Genomic DNA, 13,489 nt, shown 5'->3' on the forward strand with positions numbered 1-13,489 from the left:
ATCGTGAAGATTAGGACTGGCCAAAGAAATATCGCGCACTTTCAAGAATCCCATGCGCGGTCTCGGAAATACTGAGGCCGCTGGTCTGCAGTCTGAGGTGTGCAGCATCTTTGTAGATGGCATTGCGTTCGTGCAGCATGCTCTCAATCGTCTCGCGAGGATTCTCAGTTTGGAGGAGCGGACGGTTGGTGGATCGTGCTGTGCGTTCGAGAATGGAATCTGGGGTGGCGTCAAGCCAGACAACATAGCCGAGCTCGCGCAGTAGTTTGCGATTTTCTTCGCGCAATGGTAGCCCGCCGCCGGTGGCAATGATGTGGTGGTCAAGGCAGTCGCCAAGTAGCTTCTGCACTGCGGCTGTTTCACAGTCGCGGAAGTAAGGTTCTCCTTTGAGTGAGAAAATATCGGAAATGCTAATTTGTTGTTCTTCTTCTACGACGGCATCAGTATCGATCAATGGGTATGAAAGTAGCTGGCCCAGCTCTCGGCCGATTGTGGACTTACCGGAGCCCATGAAGCCGACAAGAATGATGTTCTTGGCAGGTGGGCAACACGGTGAAGCTTCTTCAGGCATAATCGGTGGATCCAATGAATCGTAGAGGACGCGCCGAGTAGATCAGATTCTTCAACAGATGCGAAGTAAATCTTTTAGTGATTGTCTCCAAAGGAAGAGTTGGCCTCGCCACGAGTACTTGGAGTGTTGGTGATCCACGGCCGTGATGATCCCTTGCTTGAGGTTGTGTTCAATGACGTTGTCTTTATCCTGAATGAGTTCTTTGTTGATGCTTTCTGGGCAAGGAATTCTTAGTTCGCAAATGGTGATCTGGTGATCTTGGAGTGATTTACGGTGGCGATCTAGGGCGTCGCGGATGCCACAACAGGGCGACTTAAGTTGACTCAAATGCTGCTCTGGAGGGAGCATGAGTGTGGTCGGGCGATGGAAGTTGGTGGTGCGGAATGTCTGACCATCGTTGGTGCGGCTGATCAGGCTAAAGTAGGAATAGGTCACGTGTCTGTGGATGCACAAAGTGATCGTGGCGCTGAGCCTGAGGTGTGGGTTCCAAAAGACCAAGAGGTGCTGATTGGAGGGGGCGCCTTCCCAGTGTAGTTTGGAACACGGCTCGAATTCATAGGCTTCGAGCTGTCTGATCGCGAGTTCGGCACCGGGGAAGTGTTTCATGGATGGTAGGTCTTCCTCGGTCAGTTTGTTCCTGATCGGGAGGCGCAGGTTTTTTGTTTGGAGCGCAATGGGAAGGAGAGGGAAAGCCAGCCAGGCTAGAGCTCCTAGCGCTGCGATGAAGTATGAGTCGGTGATCAGCAAGATCATGGTGATCGTCGCAACAACATAGAGTAAGGTGCCCAGTCGGCGAAGCCTGACTGGTTGGCAGGAGCGGAATGCATAGGCCAAGAGAAAGAGGCCGATTATGGTTAGAGTGTCTCGCATGATTCAGAGGGGAGGATTGGCTCGTGGCGAACCAACTACTGGAGCAAGTACGTTCAGGTTAGCTAATTATGCAAATAGAGAGAAGAAGTTTGTTGCTCTAGATAGGGGGCACGGCATTCATTTCCAATGGTTTACTATCATGATGTTAAATCCATGAGGCGGGTTTCGCTTGTCGTAGTGGAATATTCACATGGCCCGTTGACTGGAGAATCGAGCCAAGGTTGAGCTTGAGATGATAAAGGTCTCTTGAAGCTAAGTATACAAATACAGGTGCTTTTACTTAAGTGAAATGTGGGAGGCTGGTCTATTTATTTAGAATGTTTCTGCCGATGACCATGGTGCCAATCACCCAGAGGATAAGGGCTAGCAACAACCCACCTGGGCCAAAGTTGGCCACCACAAAACCACCAAGCAGGATGCTCGAACCAAGTATGTACTTTTTATTCTTCATCAAAATAAGTCCACGAACCTTTGAGAGTTTGATCGATGGAGCAAAATAATCGAGTGTTAAGTGATTGTTTTTGTTAGATTTATGAATGAGTTGAGTAATTGGTGTTGATTGAAGTTTTATGTTTGTTAGGTAAGTGGAGCACATACATAATAATATGAAGAAACTACTATTATCTTTATTGGCTTCTACCTCAATAGCTATGGCTGGAGATGTTGATTATTCTGAGAAGAAAGACTACTTGGACACGCATTTTGTGACGGCCTCTGTGGGTTACATCGATAATCTCGATGTGCCGTATTATTCCATTCGTTTGGGTGGAGAAGTTGGGCCTCAAGGGAACCTCTACTTTCAAGTGCTTGGTTTCACAAAAGATGAGACATTTGCTTTTGATGGTGGTTCAGCTAGCCAGAACTATGACTTTATTACCTATGGGATTGGTTATGAGCATCTCTTTCCGGTGAGTGAAAAGGCGGCATTCACATTGAATGTCAGCGCAGGTGGTGTTTATGGAAACTATGATTGGGCGATCGATGGTCAGCCTGTAGATAGTCTGCAAGGGAATGCCTTCAGTGCGGATGGAGGTCTTGGATTTAAGTACTGGTTGACCGAGAACTGGGTGCTTGGTGTGGCGGGTCGTCTTTTCTGGCTGGGTGACTACAAAGATGGCGGGTTCACCGATAGTTCGGGTCAGGATTACTACTGGGAGTTGAAGCATCGTGATATCTATTATGGTGCTGAGTTAGGCTTAACATATCGCTTCTAAGTCGTTACCAGATTAGATTTAATTGAGGCCACCTTGGTTGACACCGGGGTGGTTTTTTTGTGCGCAGAGAGGGATGTAAAAAAGCCGCAGCTTGTGAGGCTGCGGCTGATGGAGATGTGGGTGAAAACTGGGGCTGAGCGAAAGAGGCTGGAAGCCTCTTCTGCAACTTAGTTTGCCACGATATTGACGAGGCGGCCAGGGACGACGATGACCTTGCGGATCGTGTTGCCGTCGGTGAAAGATTTCACCTTTTCGTCGTCTAGGGCGATGGCTTCGACATCCTCTTTGGACGCGTCCTTGGAGACCATGAGTTTGGCGCGTACCTTGCCATTGACTTGTACGACGAGCTGGATTTCTGATTCTACGAGGAATTCCTCATTGAATGTTGGCCAGGTTTGCTCAGAGAGCAAGTTGGCAGTTTTCAGTTGGCAGTTTTCAGACTGAGCCTGGCTGCCTGCGTCAGCATTCTTTTCTGAACACTGAACACTGAACTCTGACACACTTTGCAGCTGTTGGTTGATTTCCTCGGTGATGTGTGGAGCGAATGGGTTGAGCACCTTGAGGAAGTCGACGAGGAGGCTCGTTGGGATCTTCTCTGCCTTGGTGAAGGCATTGGTGCAGATCATCATCTGAGAGATCGCGGTGTTAAAAGACATGGATTCAATGTCTTCGCCGACTTTCTTGATGGTCTCGTGCACCACCTTGAGGAGCGCCTTGTCGGTCGCTGCTTCATCCACCACTTTTTCGGAGAGTTCCCACTCGCCGGCTTGGTTCTGAGTGAAGACGGCGCGCCAGACTTTGCCGAGGAAGCGGGAGACGCCTTCCACGCCTTTCATTTGCCATGGCTTCACCTGAGTGAGTGGGCCCATGAACATCTCGTAGAGGCGGAGTGAGTCGGCTCCGTATTGTTCGACGACTTCGTCTGGGTTGACGACATTGCCGATGGATTTGGACATCTTCTGTCCATCTTCACCGAGGATGAGTCCTTGGTTGACGAGCTTTTGGAATGGTTCGTTGGTGCTGAGGTGTCCGAGGTCGAAGAGGACCTTGTGCCAGAAGCGTGCGTAGAGTAGGTGAAGTACGGCGTGCTCGGTGCCGCCTACGTAGAGGTCGACGCCGCCTGGGTTGTCATTGCCGCCCATCCAGTATTCTTCAGCCTCTTTGGAGATGAATCGCTCGGAGTTGTTTGGGTCGCAGTAGCGGAGGTAGTACCAACATGAACCCGCCCACTGAGGCATGGTATTGGTCTCGCGCTCGGCGGTCTCGGAATACTTGATCCAGTCGGTAGCTTTCACCAAGGGGCCGCGTGGGTCGCCGGTTGGTTTGAAGTCTTCCATCTCTGGCTGGAGCAGTGGAAGCTCGCTTTCATCGAGCACCCTGTGTTGGCCGTCTTCCCAGAGCACTGGGAAGGGCTCGCCCCAGTAACGCTGGCGGGAGAAGAGCCAGTCGCGGAGCTTGAAGTTGGTCTTGAAGGTGCCTTTTTTGTTGTCGAGAAGCCACTTGATGATCGCCTTCTTGGCGTCCTTGGTCTTCATGCCATCGAGGAAGCCTGAGTTGATGGACTTGCCATTGCCGGTGAATCCCTGCCAGTCGACTTTCTCGTCATTCGGTTGAACTACTTGAAGGATCGGAAGTTCAAACTTGGTGGCGAATTCGAAGTCGCGCTCGTCGTGTGCTGGTACCGCCATGATGGCGCCCGTGCCGTAGCCCATCATCACGTAGTCGGCGATCCAGACTGGGATCTGCTCGCCATTGACCGGGTTCGTCGCGTACGCGCCAGTGAAGACGCCGGACTTGTCCTTGTTGAGGTCGCCGCGTTCGAGGTCGGACTTGGAAGCACAGGCTGCGATGTAGGCATCGACCTCATCTTGCTGATCTGCAGTGGTAATTTTAGCAACAAGATGGTGCTCGGGAGCGAGCACCATGTAAGTGGCGCCAAAGAGGGTGTCGGGGCGGGTGGTGAAGACGGTCACTTCGTTGCCTTCGATATCGAAGTTGACGTCAGCACCGGTGGATTTGCCGATCCAGTTGGTCTGGAGGGCTTTGATAGAATCTGGCCAGTCGAGTGGCTCGAGCTCGTCGATGAGGCGCTGCGCGAATTTGGTGATGCGGAGCATCCATTGCTTGAGCGGGCGGCGCTCGACGGTGTGGCCTTTGGCTTTCCATTCTTCCACTTCCTCGTTCGCGAGAACCGTGCCGAGGTCAGGCGACCAATTCACGGGTGCTTCGGAGATGAAGGCGAGGCGTTGCTCGTCGATCTCTTCGCGAGTGAGGCCTTTGGCTTCGAGCTCGGAGATTGGTTTGGCTTTCTTTTCTTCCTCGCAGAAGTAGGAATTGTAGAGTTGGATGAAGAGCCACTGGGTCCACTTGACGTAGCCGGGGTCGGTGGTGTTGATTTCACGGTCCCAATCGTAGCCGAAGCCGAGCGACTTGAGCTGCTTGCGGAAGTTGTTGACGTTTTGTTCGGTGGTGATGCGCGGGTGCTGGCCGGTTTTGATCGCGTATTGTTCCGCTGGAAGGCCGAAGGCATCCCAGCCCATCGGGTGGAGGACGTTGAAGCCATTCATGCGCTTGTAGCGGCCAAGGATGTCAGTCGCGGTGTAGCCTTCTGGGTGGCCAACGTGGAGGCCGGCGCCAGACGGGTAGGGGAACATGTCGAGGACGAAGTACTTTGGCTTGGAAGCATCAAAGTCCGCATCGCCTGGGTTTGCGGTGCGGAAGGTCTTGTTGTCGTCCCAGATTTGTTGCCACTTTGGTTCGAATGCGTCGAATGGGAATGGTTTCATTGGATTGATGGAAAGAGTGGTTGGTGAAGAAGGTGAAGCGTCTCTCGGACGAGCCCTATCGATTTGCTGCAGAGTGGTGTAGCGGATGTGGGGCGATGGTAAAGCGTTTTCGCAGCATGCCTGATGGCGGGGAGGTCTTCAGTTGGCAGTGTTCAGACCAGCACGATGGTGTCCTACGAAGCTTCAGCGAAGAAGGAAGCCTCATCATATCCCAGAGCGGGAGCAAGCTCCCTGCACTCAGAGAATAGGAACCCTGGGTTTCGGCGTGCTGGAAAAATACTAGCTACCTGCTAGACTCTCAAAAAAACATCACAACTTTGATCACTCATAGCAGGATCAATACTGACGCTATCTTCACTAGATCTATTGCACCAATGAGAGATGAAAACTTTGGGGTTCGGAGTATGATCCTGATTGAGTGTAAAGGTCTTCAATAAACCATTTAGTGTTTTCTTTTCGCAAAATTACAGAAACAGTTCGTTGGTCACCTGGGTACTGGGTGTCAGGGCCCCATTTATAAATGACATCCACAACTGCTTTATCTATTGTGATAATAACGTCGTTAATACCTTGCGCCTTGTATGAACTTACGTGGGAACCTCCAATTACATAAGAGGTCGGTAAATCCCAAGCGCCAATCATGCTGGTTTTGTGAGATGGTGTAACTGCGTGATGGTGGCCACTAGGGTGCTTAAATGCTTTGTTTCTTTGGCTATACTGTAGCGCAGCAGTCTTGATCTGAAATTGTAAAGATGCTGAAAAGTATTTTGAGCAAAATCTGTCTTCGTAGAGAAAATTGCGATTGTAGTCTGAGGCAAATACTTCAGCCATGAATGCCCGAGTGGTTTGTAGAGGGCTAGCAAATCCATCGGTTTCCCTTCTAGCTTTTATGATTTCCTGCCGATCAATTTTGTCCCAGAGTGTATGAGCTTCAGGGTAACCGCTGGTATGCTGGCTAATCCGGTTTGAACATGATGTTACGAACAATGCCGCGGTGATTAAAAGTATTCTGATCAACATGTTTTTTAGAGTTCTACCGTCCACCAAATGCAAAGTGATAGAAAAAAATCTCAAAAAGATGTCACAAATCGCATCGCTCAGGTCAATAGCTTGTGAATATGATGGCAGTAAGAGTGATAGAAACACCAGATAGGCAGGAGGCATTTGCAGCGATGGCGCGTGAGCAACATCGGGAGCTGCTCATTTATGCGCGAGTATTGACGCGCAATGAAGAGCAAAGCCGCGACCTCGTGCAGGAGAGCTTTGTGGCCGCTTGGCAACACATGGATCGCTTCGACGTGAGTAAGGATGTGGGGCCGTGGCTAAGGGGGATTGTGAGAAACAAGTGGAAGGAAATGTTGCGTAAAGCGAGCTGGCAAGTGGCGCTGGATGACGATGGTCTGGAGGCATTGGAGTCGGGGTTGCTGGGCTGGCAGGAACTGCGTCGGGATGGAGGCCCGGGGGTGTTCGTGAAATTAGAGGGATGTTTAGAGAAATTGCCGGAGGGGCTCTCGGCCTCAGTGCAGCAATTTTATTATGAGGAAAAGAGCAGCGAGGAGGCGGCCGCCAGCTTGGATATAGCCAGTGGCACCCTGCGCAAGCGCCTCGAACGAGCACGCCAAGCATTGCGCGATTGTCTTGCCAAGTAACACAACACAGAAAGGAAACAAATTTGATGGATAAGCATAAGGATCAGAACGATCGATTGATGGATGAATTGCTCAAGGAACACGCCAAGCATGGCACCGGCAATGACGAACAATTTTTGAAGGAACTGGATGAGAAGATTGCGGGCGCAGCAGTCGAGCAACCGACGCGCAAGAAAACCTGGGGTTCCCCCGGAGTGCGTTGGGCGCTGGGGACTGGAATTGCTGCTTGCGTGGCCATTGGGGTGAGTGTGTCGTACCGATCTAGCCAGATTGGGGATGACGCTGTGGTTGCGTTTCATGCTGAGGAACAGCTTGAGCTTCACCGGGAGTCCGTGGCGGAGTTACAGGAGGTTCCTCATAAAAAAGCATCACCCCAAGCGCTTTCTGACCTGAAGCAATCAAGGTCTGTCGGTGCGATGGATGTTCCTGCCGTTGAATTGTCGGTGGATGGTGTGGCGCTCGATTTTAATGCTGATGGATTCGCTGATGCTAGGAATGAATCAGATGTGCTTGCTGGTTCTTGGGCTGGGAAAAAAGCCAAAATAGCTCAATGCCAAGCAGAACCAAAGCCTACCGCCGAGGCTGTCGGGGTTCCGCGCGGAAGGGTGCTCCCTCATCCACCACATCCGGGGGGAACCTTGGGTTCTGCTGAGAAGTATGGTGGTTTGACCGACAACCCATGGAAGGCGCCGGTGGATGAGCGCTCGTCACTTTCCACCTTTGCGGTGGATGTGGACACCGCGAGCTACACCAACATCCGACGCATGATCCGCGATGGGTACAATATCCCAGCGGACGCGGTGCGGATCGAGGAAATGGTGAATTATTTTGACTACCAATACGCGCAGCCGACAGACAAGCATCCCTTCGCGGTGCATGTGGATGCTGGAGCGGCGCCTTGGAACCCTGCGCACAGGCTGGTGCGGGTGGGATTACAGGCTAAGGATATCGTTCGTAGCGAGCGCCCCGCGGCGAACCTCGTGTTCTTGCTCGATGTGTCGGGCTCGATGTCGAGCGACAACAAGCTGCCGCTGCTCAAGCGTTCGATGCAGTACTTGTTGGAAGAATTGGATGCGGACGACTCGGTGAGCATCGTGGTCTACGCCGGTTCTTCTGGTCTCGCCTTGCCCGCCACCAAGATGGACGACCGCGGTCGTCAGGCGGTGCTGGCGAAAATGGACAGCCTCAGTGCCGGTGGTTCTACTGCGGGTGGTGCGGGCATCAAGCTTGCCTACAAGGTGGCGCAGGAACAATTCGTGAAAGGCGGGGTGAATCGCATCATTCTAGCCACCGATGGCGACTTCAATGTGGGTGTCTCCGGCACCGATGCCTTGACCAAGTTGGTCAAAGAAAAAGCGAGGGGGGGAACTTACCTCTCGGTCTTAGGTTTTGGTCACGGCAACATCAACGACGCGATGTTGGAGTCGATCACCAACAACGGCAATGGCAACTACCACTATATTGATAGTATTAAGGAAGGCCGCAAGGTCTTGCTCGAGGACATGATGGGTACCATGGTCACGGTGGCGAAAGATGTGAAAGTCCAAGTACAGATGAACCCTAGCAAGGTGAAGGCCTACCGCCTCATCGGCTACGCCAACCGCATGCTGCCGCCCGAGGCATTTCTTGATAAAAAGGTGGATGCTGGCGAGATAGGCGCTGGGCACACAGTGACTGCGCTGTATGAGGTCATTCCCGCCGATGGCAAGCCCTTCAAGGCTGGAGTCGATGCCGGACGCTACTTTGAAAAAGTGGAAAAGCAGCCGACCGCAAAGGTGAAGCAAAGCCCAGAGCTCTGCCACGTGAAGCTAGCCTACAAGCAACCGGAACAAAAAATGGACGATGAGAGCACCTACCTCGATGTGCCATTCACGGATGCCGGAGCAAGCCTAGGTTCTGACGACCATCGCTTCGCCAGCGCCGTGGCACTCTTTGGGATGACCCTGCGCGACAGCGAGTACAAAGGCAGTGGCGATCTCGCCATGGTGCTCGACCTCGCCAAGAAAGCCCAGGGCGCCGATGGCAAAGGCCAACGCGCCGAGTTCATCGAGCTGGTGGAAAAGCTACAGCAGGCTGAGTAAAGGCTACAGCGTTCAGGCTATACGAAGCCTCTGCTGCCGTGATGGTGGTAGAGGTTTCATTTTGCTCCGTAGAAATAAGAATACCGAAGTTCAAGTATAGTTGGAGGTCTTGGTGATTAAGGTTAGTCAATTAGCTTGGCGGAATGTCTTGTTGCGGCAGGCAATAGCGGCGCCTTTGAGTTAAGGCAATAGGTGCTGAGGCGGATCTTGATAGGGCGGTATTGCCTGTGGCCTTGTTGAGTTCTGTCTTGTTGGTTATGGCTATGTCTCACTCTCCATGAGTGATACAAAACACCATCACCCTCATGAAAAGAATCCTCCCATTTCTTCTCGTGGTCGGTATGAGCACGGTCGCTCCCGCGACTGTGACACTGCATACCGATTCTCAGAGAACAAACCATCTATTCATTGATACTTCCAGTGGAGCTTCGTTGTCCGAGTTGCACTCAATTGCCTTATGGCAGCTAGATCCAATGAGCTCGTGCTCCATCATTGAGCTGAAGCCCCGTACGACTGGCCCAGCTGCCAGGACGCTTGAGCCGGACATCTACCATGAAATGGTGCTCGATGCCACAGCCGTGCCTGAGCCTTCTACCACCACATTCCTAATGGGATCTCTAGGCTTTCTGTTGAGTCGTCGCAGGAGGACAAGCTAGGCTGTACAGGGGTTCTCTTATCCTTACCCTGATGAGTCGGGAGAGCTGAGCTGTGGCGATGGAATTCGAGGAAAGTCGTCCTTTTCAGTCGCGTGGTTCTCTGTATCTTAGAGATCAATTATGCGTGACATTGTGTATTTTGACCTGGAGACCCAGAAGAGCTTTTCAGCCGTTGGTGGTGCGAAAAATAAGGCGAAAATGGGGGTGTCTGTAGCAGTGACGTATTCTACCAAAACCGAAGAATATCGCGTCTTTGGAGAGGATGACATGGACGCTTTGGTGCAGCAGCTTATCCGTGCCGATTTGGTGGTGGGCTGGAATCACATCCAATTCGATTACCCGGTGCTGCAGGGGTATACGATTTATGATTTAGAAACGCAGACGATGAATCTGGACATGATGCTAGATCTAGAGCGCGAGGACAAGCTAGGGTTTCGTCTGAAACTCGACTCAGCGGCAAAGGTGAGTTTAGGTATGGGGAAGACAGCAGACGGCCTTGACGCTCTCCGCTGGTGGAATGAATACAAAAAAACTGGTGACAAAAGCTTCGTGATGAAGATTGCCGAGTATTGTTGTTTTGATGTGAAAGTGACCAAATGTGTCCACGAGTATGGACTGGAGCACGGAGTGATTCGCTACGAGGACAAAGCAGGCAACCCTGCTGAAGTGCCCGTGGAGTGGGCTTAGCCTGGCTGCTGCGCGTATGGTGCATACGAGCAGGGCATCTTTGTGAAAGCTATTTGAGTAATTTGAATGTGACCTCCACGGTGCTGGAGACTTCGAGTGTGCCCGGGCTTGTCGAGCTTGAGTTCGCACCTTCTGCAAATGAATCGGCTTTGAGCATGCGAGGCGCTGCGTGGCTTTGATGTTCGGCGATCTGAAGGGGTGGTCCGATTCTAGAGCCGAGAGCTTCTGCAAGTGACTTCGCTTTTTGTTGTGCGTCTTTGACTGCTAAGCCTCGCAGCTCAGCCTGCGCGGCTTTGCTGTCCTTGAGTTGGTAATCCACGCTTTGGATGCTGACCTTACCGAGTTTAGCGGCACCTTTCCAGAGCGGTTGGTAGAGGCTGAAGTCCTTGAGGATGAAGCGTACTGTGGTGGCGGCGACATAGCCTTCTTTGATGCGCTCGCGATTGCGGTAGACCATATTCTCTCCAAATTCCATCTGGCTGGTCTGGATGGCATTTTTTTCGAGCCCTTGTTCGTTGAGGAACTTGAGGAGGCTGGCTGTGATTTTTAGGTGTTCATCGGCAACAGCTTCGAGCTCTTTTCCGCGATTCTCCACTTTCATGGTCCAGAGCATTTGGTTGGGAATGAGGCGTTTACTTGCGCTACCAATCACCTGCACATTGGCGAGGCCGCGGATGTCATCGGCTGCTTGGGTGACCATGGGGATGATGAGAAGCGAGAGACAGGGGATTAGGGAAAGGATTCGAGATCGCATACACCTTACGTTCTGTTGGCCAGAGTCGGAGGTCAATGCAATTCATCCTAGGCGAGCGAGGGATCAGCCGCTATGGCTTGGTCATGGCACAGGCATTGTGGATGAGATTGCGTGATGAGCGCTGGGCGGATTATCAAGTGGCAAGTGGTGAGGCTAGCGCCTTGCCTAAGTTGCTACAGGACCTTGCTGGGCGCAAGAAGTCACGGGCCATGAAGGCAGCACATCAGCTCTGGGTGATGCTGTGTAAGGGCGAGCTTCAGTCTGCGGCGCTGGTGGTCTTGCCGTACCTATTTGAGTGCCTTGATATGGCGGCGGAGGATGTGCAGTTTGAGATTATTGATATTCTCAAATCGTGTCTTGCGAAGCATCAGGATCTCGACTCTGAGGGTTCTACCCAATTTGCGGAAGCTCTGAAAGCGGGAGGGGTGGCGATGAGCGGCACGGTGCAGCGCAGCCGTGGTGATGTGCGCGTCTATCTCGAAGACGTGCAGGCTCAATGCCTGGCGCTCTAGAATAAAAAAAGCGCCCACCTTGTAGGGGGCGCTTGGCGTTGAACAGTGGGGGGCTGACTCTATGAGCCTCGGCTAGTGGGTCACGCGGGTGCGGCCGCCTCCGCCGAGGATGCGCACCTTGTCGCCGACGTTGAAGCGTTCATTTGGGTTGAACGCTTGCACGACCGACATGCTTCGGCCGTTGTCGAGCTGGACGTTGATTTCGACACCTTGTTCGGAGCCGAGAGCTTTTGAGGTGTGTGAACCTACTGCGGAACCTACAGCTGCACCGGCAGCAGAACCTGCGGCGCGAGACCATCCGTCATCGCCGAGTTCATGACCTAGGATGCCGCCTGCGATGGCTCCGACCCATTTGCCTGTGTCTGCGTCACCCTCGATCTTCACATTGCGAACAGAAGTGACTGTGCCGGTAAGTACCGACTGGGCTCTGCCAGCTTCTCCTCGTTGGTAAGTGTCGCCTGTGATGGAATTTTGAGCACAGGAGCTAAAAAGAAGGGAGGAAGAGGCCGCGATGGGTAGGAGAATGATCCATTTCATGGTTCTAGGCTAACTTAGCATGGGAATTCTGCAATGTTGATTTCTCTAACTCTGACAGGGCTTTATTTTGAGCGGCTGTGAGCCGCCACTCTTTACTATTGGTGTTGGTTGGGGCAATGGGGGTGGACGGAGATGACGTGGCTTTTGAGCCGCCAGAATGGTGGGAGTTTTTTATCGCGTCTAGGTGTTGGGTGACCGGGTTCAGGTTCGATCTTGAGTATTTAACGAATCGATCATGTTTTACCTTGATAGATTAGGGGTTCTCGGACTGAATGTGTGTCTGTCATTAAGGAAGCAATATGGAGTCACTGGAAGATAAAATTGGATACAAGTTTCGCAATTCATTGCTACTGGCTGAGGCTTTGACCCATCCGAGTTTAGCGTATGAGACGCAGCGACCCCACTTTGACAACCAGCGCTTAGAGTTTCTGGGGGATGCCGTGTTGCAATTGGCTCTGACTGACCACCTATACCAACTTTTCCCAGGATTTACCGAGGGAGATTTGACGAAATTGCGAGCGCGCTTGGTTTCTAAGGATGCGTTATTTCATTTTGCTGGCCAGATTGACTTGGGCACTTTTGTGATGCTTGGGCGTGGTGAGGAAGCAAGTGGTGGGCGTACTAGAGCATCGACGTTAGCGGATGCCTTTGAAGCGCTATTGGGTGCTATTTATCTGGATGGTGGCTTTGAGGTAGCGCGTGATGTGGTCCTGAAGGTGACGAGTGACGAGCTTGATAAAATAACGACGAAGCCTGAGGAGAAGAACCCTAAGGGCTGTCTCCAGGAGGCCTTGCAATCGATTTTCCCGGAGAGTCCTGTATACCAATTAGTCAGCGAAGAAGGTCCAGATCACGACAAAAGCTTTGTGGTCGAAGTTCACTGGCAAGGGAAAGTGTTGGCACAGGGCGGTGGCCGCAATAAAAAGCAGGCTGAAGCAGCAGCTGCGAACCAAGCTCTCAAAGATAAAAGCTGGAAGAAGTGATTTTTTCGCGACTTTCTTACGTAGCTTGCAGACAGTGAGTGGTATACGATTGGTTACAGCATTTGGCTGGATGTGACAGAAATGTGAACGGAAGTTTTCAGGAATTTGTTGGTAATTTCGGTTTTGTGCGTTTATTGCCATTCAACCTTCATTTTTTGCGGAGCGTGGCTTCCCATCAGTGATAGGTTC

At 52.0% G+C, this 13,489-nt stretch carries 14 protein-coding genes; 7 read left to right on the forward strand and 7 right to left on the reverse strand.

What is annotated here, in order from left to right; all coding sequences use genetic code 11:
* Positions 1 to 10: 10 nt before the first annotated feature.
* From F454_RS0107845 to F454_RS16335, 3 genes are all read right to left on the reverse strand, one after another.
* Entirely contained in the window at positions 11 to 571 is a 561-nt protein-coding gene (locus F454_RS0107845) for a shikimate kinase (protein ID WP_018970096.1), read from the reverse strand.
* 51 nt (positions 572 to 622) lie between these two features.
* Positions 623 to 1,441: a hypothetical protein gene (locus F454_RS0107850; protein ID WP_018970097.1), complete on the reverse strand. Its 819-nt coding sequence runs from the start codon at positions 1,439 to 1,441 to the stop codon at positions 623 to 625.
* 304 nt (positions 1,442 to 1,745) lie between these two features.
* Positions 1,746 to 1,892 carry a hypothetical protein gene (locus F454_RS16335; protein WP_156817194.1) on the reverse strand — a complete coding sequence of 49 codons (147 nt, stop codon included), beginning with the start codon at positions 1,890 to 1,892 and terminating at the stop codon, positions 1,746 to 1,748.
* Positions 1,893 to 2,046: 154 nt separating this feature from the next.
* Between F454_RS16335 and F454_RS0107860 the strand changes: the two genes are divergently transcribed.
* A complete protein-coding gene (locus F454_RS0107860) occupies positions 2,047 to 2,655 on the forward strand; it encodes a hypothetical protein (RefSeq protein ID WP_156817195.1) in 609 nt (202 codons plus the stop codon).
* 167 nt (positions 2,656 to 2,822) lie between these two features.
* Here F454_RS0107860 and leuS read toward each other — a convergent pair whose 3' ends face one another.
* Positions 2,823 to 5,441, reverse strand: a complete 2,619-nt coding sequence (leuS, locus tag F454_RS0107865) for a leucine--tRNA ligase (RefSeq protein ID WP_018970100.1) — start codon at positions 5,439 to 5,441, stop codon at positions 2,823 to 2,825.
* A gap of 363 nt (positions 5,442 to 5,804) precedes the next feature.
* Positions 5,805 to 6,461 carry a hypothetical protein gene (locus F454_RS0107875; RefSeq protein WP_156817196.1) on the reverse strand — a complete coding sequence of 219 codons (657 nt, stop codon included), beginning with the start codon at positions 6,459 to 6,461 and terminating at the stop codon, positions 5,805 to 5,807.
* A 98-nt stretch (positions 6,462 to 6,559) separates the two neighbouring features.
* Here F454_RS0107875 and F454_RS0107880 point away from each other — a divergent pair, with 98 nt between their 5' ends.
* The 4 genes from F454_RS0107880 (at position 6,560) to F454_RS0107895 (ending at position 10,514) form a co-directional block, all read left to right on the forward strand.
* Positions 6,560 to 7,090: an RNA polymerase sigma factor gene (locus F454_RS0107880; protein ID WP_018970103.1), complete on the forward strand. Its 531-nt coding sequence runs from the start codon at positions 6,560 to 6,562 to the stop codon at positions 7,088 to 7,090.
* A gap of 26 nt (positions 7,091 to 7,116) precedes the next feature.
* Positions 7,117 to 9,171, forward strand: coding sequence for a vWA domain-containing protein (locus F454_RS14635; RefSeq protein ID WP_018970104.1), 2,055 nt, complete (start codon positions 7,117 to 7,119; stop codon positions 9,169 to 9,171).
* A gap of 305 nt (positions 9,172 to 9,476) precedes the next feature.
* Positions 9,477 to 9,827: a PEP-CTERM sorting domain-containing protein gene (locus F454_RS0107890; protein WP_018970105.1), complete on the forward strand. Its 351-nt coding sequence runs from the start codon at positions 9,477 to 9,479 to the stop codon at positions 9,825 to 9,827.
* A gap of 120 nt (positions 9,828 to 9,947) precedes the next feature.
* Entirely contained in the window at positions 9,948 to 10,514 is a 567-nt protein-coding gene (locus tag F454_RS0107895) for a ribonuclease H-like domain-containing protein (RefSeq protein ID WP_018970106.1), read from the forward strand.
* Between the two features lie 49 nt (positions 10,515 to 10,563).
* Here F454_RS0107895 and F454_RS0107900 read toward each other — a convergent pair whose 3' ends face one another.
* Positions 10,564 to 11,214: an SIMPL domain-containing protein gene (locus F454_RS0107900; RefSeq protein ID WP_018970107.1), complete on the reverse strand. Its 651-nt coding sequence runs from the start codon at positions 11,212 to 11,214 to the stop codon at positions 10,564 to 10,566.
* Between the two features lie 89 nt (positions 11,215 to 11,303).
* On the opposite strand from F454_RS0107900, the gene F454_RS0107905 reads away from it, so the two are divergent.
* Positions 11,304 to 11,780: a hypothetical protein gene (locus tag F454_RS0107905; protein ID WP_018970108.1), complete on the forward strand. Its 477-nt coding sequence runs from the start codon at positions 11,304 to 11,306 to the stop codon at positions 11,778 to 11,780.
* Positions 11,781 to 11,852: 72 nt separating this feature from the next.
* On the opposite strand, the gene F454_RS0107910 is transcribed toward F454_RS0107905, so the two are convergent.
* Positions 11,853 to 12,317 carry an outer membrane lipoprotein gene (locus tag F454_RS0107910; RefSeq protein ID WP_018970109.1) on the reverse strand — a complete coding sequence of 155 codons (465 nt, stop codon included), beginning with the start codon at positions 12,315 to 12,317 and terminating at the stop codon, positions 11,853 to 11,855.
* Between the two features lie 299 nt (positions 12,318 to 12,616).
* On the opposite strand from F454_RS0107910, the gene rnc reads away from it, so the two are divergent.
* Positions 12,617 to 13,300 carry a ribonuclease III gene (gene rnc / locus F454_RS0107915; RefSeq protein WP_018970110.1) on the forward strand — a complete coding sequence of 228 codons (684 nt, stop codon included), beginning with the start codon at positions 12,617 to 12,619 and terminating at the stop codon, positions 13,298 to 13,300.
* Positions 13,301 to 13,489: the final 189 nt, after the last annotated feature.

Origin of the sequence: Rubritalea marina DSM 17716 (assembly GCF_000378105.1) — a bacterium.
Lineage (GTDB): Bacteria > Verrucomicrobiota > Verrucomicrobiia > Verrucomicrobiales > Akkermansiaceae > Rubritalea > Rubritalea marina.